Origin of the sequence: Pseudomonas sp. SWRI51, assembly GCF_014268825.1 — a bacterium.
Lineage (GTDB): Bacteria > Pseudomonadota > Gammaproteobacteria > Pseudomonadales > Pseudomonadaceae > Aquipseudomonas > Aquipseudomonas farsensis.
This window is the reverse complement of the sequence record NZ_JABWRG010000018.1, coordinates 52,165-61,007: the sequence shown is the minus strand read 5'-3', so window position 1 is coordinate 61,007 and position 8,843 is coordinate 52,165. Positions and strand designations below refer to the sequence as shown.

General features: G+C 66.6%; 9 protein-coding genes. 3 read left to right on the top strand and 6 right to left on the bottom strand.

Annotated elements, in window-relative coordinates; genetic code table 11:
* Positions 1-148 precede the first annotated feature (148 nt).
* The 6 genes from HU720_RS08850 to HU720_RS08825 all read right to left on the bottom strand — a co-directional run bounded on the left by HU720_RS08850 (position 149) and on the right by HU720_RS08825 (position 5,466).
* On the bottom strand, positions 149-910 hold the full coding sequence (locus HU720_RS08850; RefSeq protein WP_186519220.1) for an ATP-binding cassette domain-containing protein: 762 nt from the start codon (positions 908-910) through the stop codon (positions 149-151).
* Positions 907-1,968, bottom strand: a complete 1,062-nt coding sequence (locus HU720_RS08845; protein WP_186519218.1) for an iron chelate uptake ABC transporter family permease subunit — start codon at positions 1,966-1,968, stop codon at positions 907-909. Before HU720_RS08845 ends, HU720_RS08850 begins: the two co-directional genes overlap by 4 nt.
* The gene (locus HU720_RS08840; protein WP_186519215.1) at positions 1,965-3,080 is read right to left on the bottom strand and encodes an ABC transporter substrate-binding protein; all 1,116 of its coding nucleotides are present in this window, start codon (positions 3,078-3,080) and stop codon (positions 1,965-1,967) included. Before HU720_RS08840 ends, HU720_RS08845 begins: the two co-directional genes overlap by 4 nt.
* Before the next feature lie 270 nt (positions 3,081-3,350).
* Positions 3,351-3,941 (bottom strand): HAD family hydrolase, encoded by a 591-nt coding sequence (locus tag HU720_RS08835; RefSeq protein WP_186519213.1) that lies wholly within the window; start codon positions 3,939-3,941, stop codon positions 3,351-3,353.
* The gene (gene tesB, locus HU720_RS08830) at positions 3,938-4,807 is read right to left on the bottom strand and encodes an acyl-CoA thioesterase II (RefSeq protein ID WP_186519211.1); all 870 of its coding nucleotides are present in this window, start codon (positions 4,805-4,807) and stop codon (positions 3,938-3,940) included. Before tesB ends, HU720_RS08835 begins: the two co-directional genes overlap by 4 nt.
* Before the next feature lie 89 nt (positions 4,808-4,896).
* The gene (locus HU720_RS08825; protein ID WP_186519209.1) at positions 4,897-5,466 is read right to left on the bottom strand and encodes a GNAT family N-acetyltransferase; all 570 of its coding nucleotides are present in this window, start codon (positions 5,464-5,466) and stop codon (positions 4,897-4,899) included.
* 185 nt (positions 5,467-5,651) lie between these two features.
* Here HU720_RS08825 and HU720_RS08820 point away from each other — a divergent pair, with 185 nt between their 5' ends.
* From HU720_RS08820 to HU720_RS08810, 3 genes are all read left to right on the top strand, one after another.
* Positions 5,652-6,317, top strand: coding sequence for a histidine phosphatase family protein (locus tag HU720_RS08820; RefSeq protein WP_189660053.1), 666 nt, complete (start codon positions 5,652-5,654; stop codon positions 6,315-6,317).
* Between the two features lie 70 nt (positions 6,318-6,387).
* Positions 6,388-7,302, top strand: coding sequence for a histone deacetylase (locus tag HU720_RS08815; RefSeq protein WP_186519207.1), 915 nt, complete (start codon positions 6,388-6,390; stop codon positions 7,300-7,302).
* A gap of 149 nt (positions 7,303-7,451) precedes the next feature.
* Positions 7,452-8,687, top strand: coding sequence for a TIGR03862 family flavoprotein (locus HU720_RS08810; protein WP_186519228.1), 1,236 nt, complete (start codon positions 7,452-7,454; stop codon positions 8,685-8,687).
* The last annotated feature ends 156 nt before the right edge of the window (positions 8,688-8,843 follow it).

The window sequence follows — 8,843 nt, the reverse complement described above, 5'->3', positions numbered from 1 at the left end:
CTCGCCACGACTCTCTATCATTTCCCACAGGATTGGGTCCAACCAGCAATGTTGCGGTTGAGCACGGCCTGCGTGGGAGCTGGCGACAGCCTGCGATGAGGCCGGCACAGGCGTGCCCTGAAAGCCTGATTTTTCCACAGACGCAAGCTCACACCAACGCCCGGTCCACCAACACCTGCAAGCGCCCCTGCGAGCAGCGTTCCACCCGCGCCGCAACGCCATACACCTCGGCCAGCAAAGCCGGCGCCAGCACCTGCTCCGGTGCACCGCTGGCAACCACCCGCCCCTTGTTCAGCACCACCAGCCAATCGGCATGGCTGGCCGCAAGGTTGATGTCATGCAACACCGCCACCGCCAGCAGCCGATGAGCCTGCACCCGCTCACGCACCGCATCCATGACCCGCAACTGGTAATGCAGGTCCAGCGCACTGGTGGGCTCATCCAGCAGCAATACCCGCGGGTTGCGCGCCAGCAACTGCGCCAGCGCCACCAGTTGCCGCTGGCCACCCGACAAGCTACCCAGCGGCTGCTCGGCCAGGTGCTCGATACCCAGCCTGCGCAATGCCTCGAACGCCACGCCCAGCGGGTTTTCGGTACCGGCCACGCGCAACCCGGCAATGATGCTCTCCAGCACCCCAAGGGCGATGCCCGGCGGTAACTGCTGCGGCATGTACGCCAGCCGCCGCGCGCGCTCGGCCTGGCCCATGCGGGTGACATCTTCGCCATCCAGGCTCAGCGAACCCTTCATCCGCTCAAGCCCCGCCAGCGCCCGCAACAGCGTCGATTTGCCCGCACCATTGGGCCCTACCAGCGCCACCAGGCTACCTGCCGGCAGCGCCGGCAGGCTCAACTGCTGCAGCACCTGCCGCGCGCCATAGGCCACCGACAACTGCTCGATCAACAAACTCACAGGTTTCTCCCACGGCGGAACACCAACAGCACGAACACCGGCACGCCCACCAATGCGGTGACGATGCCCACCGGCACGATCACCCCCGGCAGAATCAGCTTGCTGGCAATCGACGAAAGCGACAGCAACAACGCCCCGACCAAGGCACTGGCCGGCAGCAGAAAGCGCTGGTCTTCACCCACCAGCAAGCGGGCGATATGCGGCCCGACCAGGCCGACAAACCCGATGGTGCCGACAAACGCCACCGCCGTTGCCGACAGCAAACTGATGCGCAGCAGCGAGGCATAGCGCAGGCGCCGGGTGTCCACGCCAAAGCTGCGCGCACGCTCTTCGCCCATGCGCAGCAGGGTCAGTGCCGGCGCGGCACGCAGCGAAAACGGCAGTACCGACGCCACGATCAGCGCCAGCAGGGCCAGCTTGTTCCAGTCGGCACGGGCCAGGCTGCCGAGCGTCCAGAACACCAGTTGCTGCAACACATCTTCAGTGGCCAGCAATTGCAGCAGCGACACCACGGCGTTGCAGCTGAACACCAGGGCGATGCCAAACAGCACCAGGCTCTCGACGCCTGCGCCGCGCAGGCGCGCCATGCATTGCAGCAGCACCACTGACAGGCAGGCGAAGACGAACGCCAGCAGCGTCACCTGCACGCCCGGCGACAGCCAGGCGATGCTCAGCGGGTAGGCGATGGCCAGCGACGCGCCCAGCGCTGCCGCCGACGACACGCCCAGGGTGAATGGGCTGGCCAGCGGGTTATCGAGGATCGCCTGCATCTCGGCGCCCGCCAGGGCCAACGCGCCGCCCACCAGCACCGCCATCAGCGCATACGGCAGGCGCACGTTCCAGATGATCACCCGCTCGATGGCGCTCAGGCTGGCCGGGTCTACTACCCCCATCAGCAGTTGCCCAAGGCCCATGCCCGAAGCACCGCTGGCCAGGTCGCACAGCACCGAAAACAACAGCAGCACGGCCAGCGCCGTGACCAGCGCGGTACGCCGCCACAGCAAGCGCCGGTAACGCCAGGCAGCAATAGCCGCGCCCTCTTGCGCCACGGCGGTCACTGCGCGTCGATCCAGTACTGGCCGTCCAGGCCGACGTTCAGCAGTTGGTTGATTTCATCCATGGTCGCCTTCGGGTCGAGGCTGCTGAAGCGCTCGGGGTGCACCCAGCGCGCCATGGCCTCGATGGCCAGGATGTTGAACGGCGAGTTGTAGAAGTCATGCCACAGGCCGTGGGCCTGGCCGGCCTGGATCGGCCGCAGCGGCGCGAATTCCGGGCGTGCGGTGATCTTCGCCAGGCTCTGGCGGGCGGTTTGCTCCGACACGCCAGCGCCCAGCAGCACGCCGGGGGCGCGGTTGCCGGTGGCGATGTACACGTCGGGGTCGGCCTGCAGCACGTACTCGACGCTGACATCCCCCAGCGCGCCGGGCACCACGTCGGCGCCGATGTTGTGCCCGCCCACGGCTGCGATCACGCTGCCCAGCCCGCTCTTGCCGGTGGTGTGCCCCGGCGCCTGCCAGACGCCGGCCAGCAGTTCGAGGAAGACCTTGGGCCGCTGGCTGTCGGCAAGCCCGGCCACTTGATCGGTCACCTGCTTGAGGTGGCGGTCGTACAGGTCGAGGTATTGCTGCGCCTGCACTTCACGGCCAAGCAACTGGCCGAGGGCCTGCATGCTCACGCGGGTGTTCTTGATGGGGTGCACGCGAAAGTCGATGAACAACACCGGCACCCCGGCCTTGGCCAAAAGGTCCGCCACCGGGCTGTGCTGGGTGGGCCCTTCGCCGGCGATGCTGAAGATGGCGAGGTCGGGCTTGAGCGCCAGAATCTGCTCGGCGCTGACGCTCTGTTCAGAGGCCTGGCCGATCAGCGGCAGCTTGGCGATTTGTGGGTATTTTTCGGCGTACACCTGGTAGGTGTGCGGGTCGAGCAGGCGCATATCGTTCTGCCAGCCCACTACGCGCTGGAACGGGTTTTCCCGGTCAAGCAAGGCCAGGGCAAAGAACAGCCGGCCTTCGCCGAGCACGATGCGCTGGGGCGCGTGGTCCATCTCGACGCTGCGGCCGAGTACATCGGTCACTTGCACGGCACTGGCCGTCGGCGCCAGGCCAAGCCAGGCGGTGAGCAGCACAACGGCAGCCAGCAGGCGCCGCCAGGAACAGGCGATGAAGGGCATGGGGCATCCTCGCAGAAGAGAATCGGTCGCAATTGAACCGCGGCATTCTAGTCAGCCGCCCTGCCCTGCCGTGTGCGCAAATGTCATGCGCCGGGCACAAACCATTACAACCTTTCATCTGGAGGCATTCGCAGGTAGGAGCGGCCTTGTGTCGCGAAAGGGGCGCGTAGCGGCCCCAGCGATTTTGCATGAGGCCGAGATATTGGGGCCGCTACGCGCCCCTTTCGCGACACAAGGCCGCTCCTACACGGTGATCAGCGGCGCGGGCACTCAGGCCAGCAGCGCCTGCAGCGCTCGGCAATCGGCTGCATGCCAGTCGGCCAGCTCCGGCCACGGGTTGTCTGGCAGGTTCACCAGCACCGTGCGCGTGCCAGCAGCACGCCCGCAGTCCAGGTCAAAGCGGTAATCACCCACCATCACCATCTGCGCAGGTGCCACGCCCCAGGCCTGGGCAATCTGCAACAGGCCATCCGGGTCAGGCTTGGGCGCCGCCTCGTCACGGCCAAGCACGTGCTCGACCGGGAAGCAGTCAGCCAGGCCAATCGCCTCAAGCGTCACATGCGCCAGCTCGCGCGCATTGCGGGTCAGGATCGCCAGCCGGCAGCCGCGTGCCGCCAGTTCACGCACCAGCTCCACCGCCCCGTCCGCCGCCTTCGAAGCCACCGCCAGGTCACGCTCGTGCTCCAGCAGCCAGGCATGCTTGGCCGCCGCTTCCGCCGCCGGCAGCGCGGCCAGGTGGGTCAGGATGTCGTCCTCGGCGGGGATGTCGAGCGCCTCGCGGATGGCCGCAAAATCATGCACCGCGACCGTCAGCGTGCCATCCATGTCGAACACCCAATGGCGGATCGCGGCGAGGTTCATGCCCAGTCCTTGCGGTGGCGAATCAGGCCTTCCTGGCTGGACGAGGCCACCAGTTGCCCGGCGCGGTTGAAGATACTGCCGCGGCAGAAACCACGTGCATTGCCGGCCCACGGGCTGTCGGTGGCGTACAGCAGCCATTCGTCTGCGCGCAGGTTCTGGTGGAACCACAGCGAGTGGTCGAGGCTGGCGATCTGCATGTCCTTCTGCCACACCGATTTGCCATGCGGCAGCAGTGCGGTGGTCAGCAGGCCGAAATCCGAGGCGTAGGCCAGCAGGTATTTGTGCAACGCCGGGGTATCGGCAAGGTTGCCGTCGGCGCGGAACCAGGTGTACTTGACCGGGTCACCCGGCTTTGGGTTGAACGGGTCGCGCTCGGTCACCGGGCGGATCTCGATCGGCTTGCGGCACAGCATCTTGTCGCGGATGCGCTCGGGCAGATGCTCGGCCATGGCGCGCGCCAGCTCCACTTCGCTGGGCAGGTTTTCCGGGCCGACCACATCAGGCATCTGCGCCTGGTGCTCGAAGCCGCCTTCGTCGTACTGGAACGACGCGCTGCAGGTGAAGATCGGCTGGCCTTTCTGGATGGCGGTGACGCGGCGGGTGCTGAAGCTGCCGCCATCGCGCACGCGGTCGACCGAATACACCACCGGCATGCTGGCATCGCCGGGGCGCAGGAAGTAGCCGTGCAGCGAATGCACATGGCGGGCGTCTTCAACGGTCTGGCTGGCCGCTGACAGCGACTGGCCAAGCACCTGGCCGCCGTACAACTGGCGGAAGCCCAGGTCCTGGCTGCGGCCGCGGAACAGGTTTTCTTCGATGGGTTCGAGGCTCAACAGGTCGACGAGGTCGTCCAGCACGTGGCTCATTTAAAGGTTCTCCTGGCAAGGCAAATCAGCGTGTTTCCAAGGCGCAGATGATACAGGGTTTGTCATTCGGCCCGTCGATAGCCACGCATTCAGGCGCGCAGGGTCTGCTGCCAGTGGCTGCGGTCGATGCGGTACAGCACATGCGGGCGCAGCGGGTGGCCGGCCGGCAGGCGTGGGTGCTCAAAGCTGCCTTCTACATCCTGTTGCATGCCAATGGCCTGCATCACCTTTTGTGAAGGCAGGTTGCCCTCGGTGGTGAACGACACCACCTCCTCCAACTGCAACTGAGCGAAGGCGCAGCGCAGGCAGGTCCACGCCGCCTCGCTGGCAAAGCCCAGCCCCCAATGGCGCCGCGCCAGGCGCCAGCCGATTTCCACCGCAGGGCCAAAGGGTGCATCGAAGTCGACATTGAGCAGGCCCGTCATGCCGATGAACGCGCCAGTGTCCTTGCGCTCCAGCGCCCACAGGCCGTAGCCGAATTCGTTGAAATGGCCACGAATACGGCCGATCAGCGCCGCCGTTTCCAGGCGCGTCATGGGCGCTGGAAAGTAGCGCATCACCTGCGGGTCGGCGCACAGCGCGGCGAACTCGGTGAGGTCGTCGTCATGCCACTGGCGCAGTACCAGGCGAGCGCTTTCCAGTACGGGGATAGGGGTCATCGGGTGGCTCCGAAAAGGCGGTCTGCCAGTGTACAGCGTAGGCGGATGAATGAAATTTCACCCTTCGCTGTAGGCCACGATGGATTTTTCACACCCCGTTCACCGGCCTCCTACAGCCAGCTTCGCAAAATGCCGGCAAATACAGCGGCCACACGTCGACGCCGCACTGCCATCGGAGCGACAAGATGCTTTCACTCACACTGGACAACCCGCCGCGCACCGTGCGCCGCCGCCCGCAGCCCTGGGCCTTGGCAATGGTGATCGTGCTGGCCGGGTTGGCCGCCTGGCTAGCGACGAGGACTCACATCGTGGACCTTGGAAACGAGCAACAACTGAACAACAGCGGCCTGCTGCAAGCGTGGAAAAACGGCGCGGTGCTGGTGATGATCCGCCACGCCGAACGTTGCGACAGCGCGCCGGGGCCATGTCTGGATGACAGCACCGGTATCACCGTGGCCGGCAGCCAGGCGGCTGCACGCGTCGGCCAGGGCTTGCAGCGCCTGGGCCTGGCCGAGGCCGACATGCTCGACAGCCCCAAACTGCGCACCCGCCAAACGGCGCACTACCTGCTTGGCCAGGAGGCCGAGAGCGCCCAGTGGCTGGAAACCTGCGACGCGCAGTTCCCCAGCGAAGCCCTGGCGCACAAACGTGCCGGGCACAACCTGGTGCTGGTGACCCACAACGGCTGCATCGACCACTTCGCGCGCCAGCAAGGTGTGCCCGGCGGTGAACGCGAAAGCGGCTATGCCAGCGCGCTGTTCGTGTCGGTGGACGGCAACGGCAAGGCGCGGATTCTTGGGCGCATGAACGAGCCGCAGTGGCAGCGGGTACTGGCCAGCACCGCCAACTGAGGCCATCTGCCCTCGGCAGCGGCTGAGGAAAACTGGCAAGATCAGCGCAGGCCCTGACTTTGATACCGCCATGCCCCTGCCGCTGATCTACCACGACGACTACAGCCCCGAGTTCCCCGCCGACCACCGTTTCCCGATGGACAAGTTCCGCTTGCTGCGCGACCACTTGGTCGACAGCGGGCTGACCACGGACGCGGCGTTGCTGCGCCCGCAAATCTGCCCCAACGATATCCTCGCCCTGGCCCACGACCGCGGCTATATCGAGCGCTACATGAACGGCGAGCTGTCCCGCGAAGACCAGCGCCGCCTCGGCCTGCCGTGGAGCGAAGCGCTGGCCCGGCGCACGGTGCGCGCGGTTGGTGGCTCGCTGCTCACCGCAGAGCTGGCCTTGCAGCACGGCGTTGCCTGCCACCTGGCGGGCGGCACCCATCACGCCCACTACGACCACCCGGCCGGGTTCTGCATCTTCAATGACCTGGCGGTGATCAGCCGCTACCTGCTCGAAGCCGGGCGGGTACAGCGGGTGCTGATCTTCGACTGCGACGTGCACCAGGGCGACGGCACCGCGCGCATCCTCCACGACACCCCCGAGGCGATCACCGTGTCGCTGCATTGCGAGCAGAACTTCCCGGCGCGCAAGGCCCAGAGTGACTGGGATATCCCCTTGCCACGCGGCATGGACGACGGCGCCTACCTCAAGGTGGTCGAGGACACCCTTAATTACCTGCTGCCGCTGTACCAGCCCGACCTTGTGCTGTACGACGCCGGCGTCGATGTGCACAAGGACGATGCCCTGGGCTACCTGCAACTGACCGACCAGGGCCTTGCCGCCCGCGATGAGCAGGTGCTGCGCCAGTGCCTTGGCCGCGATATCCCGGTAATGGGTGTGATCGGCGGCGGCTACAGCAAGGACCGCAAAGCGCTGGCGCGGCGCCACGGCATCCTTCACCACAGTGCGGCGCGGGTCATGGGTTGTTCACAATGACTGTGGAACCGCCTGTGGATAACCTGCGCGAAAGCCGCGCCAGGCCTTTAACGGCGTGGCCTGCGCAAAGCTGATCATTTTTTGACCAGTGGTTGTGCACAGCCCGCTGGGGTAGAATGCGCGGCCTTGTCCACAGCCTGCTGCCCGCCATGACCGATACCCGCCCTGCCCCACGCCCTGTCGTCGCTGTTATCGGCGCCGGCCCCGCTGGCCTGATGGCCGCCGAGGCCCTGGCCCTGCGGGGTGTAGCGGTGCAAGTGTTCGACGCCATGCCGTCGGTGGGCCGCAAGTTCCTGCTGGCCGGGGTCGGCGGCATGAACATTACCCACTCCGAGCCCTACCCGGCGTTCGTCAGCCGTTATGGCCAGCGCCAGGGCGAGGTCGACGCGCTGCTGCGCGGCTTCGATGCCGACACGCTACGCCAGTGGATTCACGGCCTGGGCATCGAAACCTTCGTCGGCACCTCGGGCCGGGTATTCCCCCGCGACATGAAAGCCGCGCCACTGCTGCGCGCCTGGCTCAAGCGCCTGCGCGACAGCGGCGTAGTTATCCACACGCGCCACCGTTGGCTCGGCTGGGGTGCAGAGGGGGCGCTGCGCATCAGTTATCCACAAGGCGAACTGAGCGTACACGCCGATGCCGTGATACTGGCCTTGGGCGGCGGCAGTTGGGCGCGGTTGGGGTCCGATGGCGCCTGGGTGCCGATGCTGGCTGAGCGGGCTGTGGATATCTCGGCGTTGCAGCCGAGCAACTGTGGTTTCGAGGTGGCCGGCTGGAGCGAGGTGCTGACCGCCAGGTTTGCCGGCGCTCCGCTGAAGAACATCGCCTTGAGCGTGCCCGGCGCAGCGCCGCGCAAGGGTGAGTTCATTCTGACCGCGCAGGGTGTCGAGGGCAGCCTGGTGTATGCCTGGTCTGCGGCGGTGCGCGAGGCGATCAACCGGGACGGGCATGGCACCTTGCTGCTCGACCTGTTGCCTGACCGGCCTGTGGACAAGATAGCCCAGGCGTTGGCCAAACCGCGAGGGTCGCGGTCGATGGCCAAGCATCTGCATGGGCAACTGGGTATCGACGGGGTAAAAGCTGCGCTGCTGCGTGAGCTGACCGACGCGGCGACCTTCGCCGACCCAGCGCGCCTGGCGGCGGCCATCAAGGCGCTGCCGATCGAGCTGGTGCGCACGCGGCCGCTGGATGAGGCGATCAGCAGTGCGGGCGGGGTGCGCTTTGAAGGGTTGGATGACGGGTTGATGGTGCGTGCGCTGCCGGGGGTGTTCTGTGCCGGCGAGATGCTCGACTGGGAGGCGCCGACCGGGGGGTATTTGCTGACCGCGTGTTTTGCCAGCGGGCGCAAGGCTGGTGAAGCCGCTGCCGAGTGGGTACTGCGCTGACCGGACATCACTACCGCAGCTGACGCGGCCCCCTGTAGGAGCGGCCTTGTGCCGCGATGGGGCGCGCAGCGGCCCTGAAATCGCGGCTATACGCAAAATCGCTGGGGCCGCTGCGCGCCCCATCGCGACACAAGGCCGCTCCTACACGATCAAAAG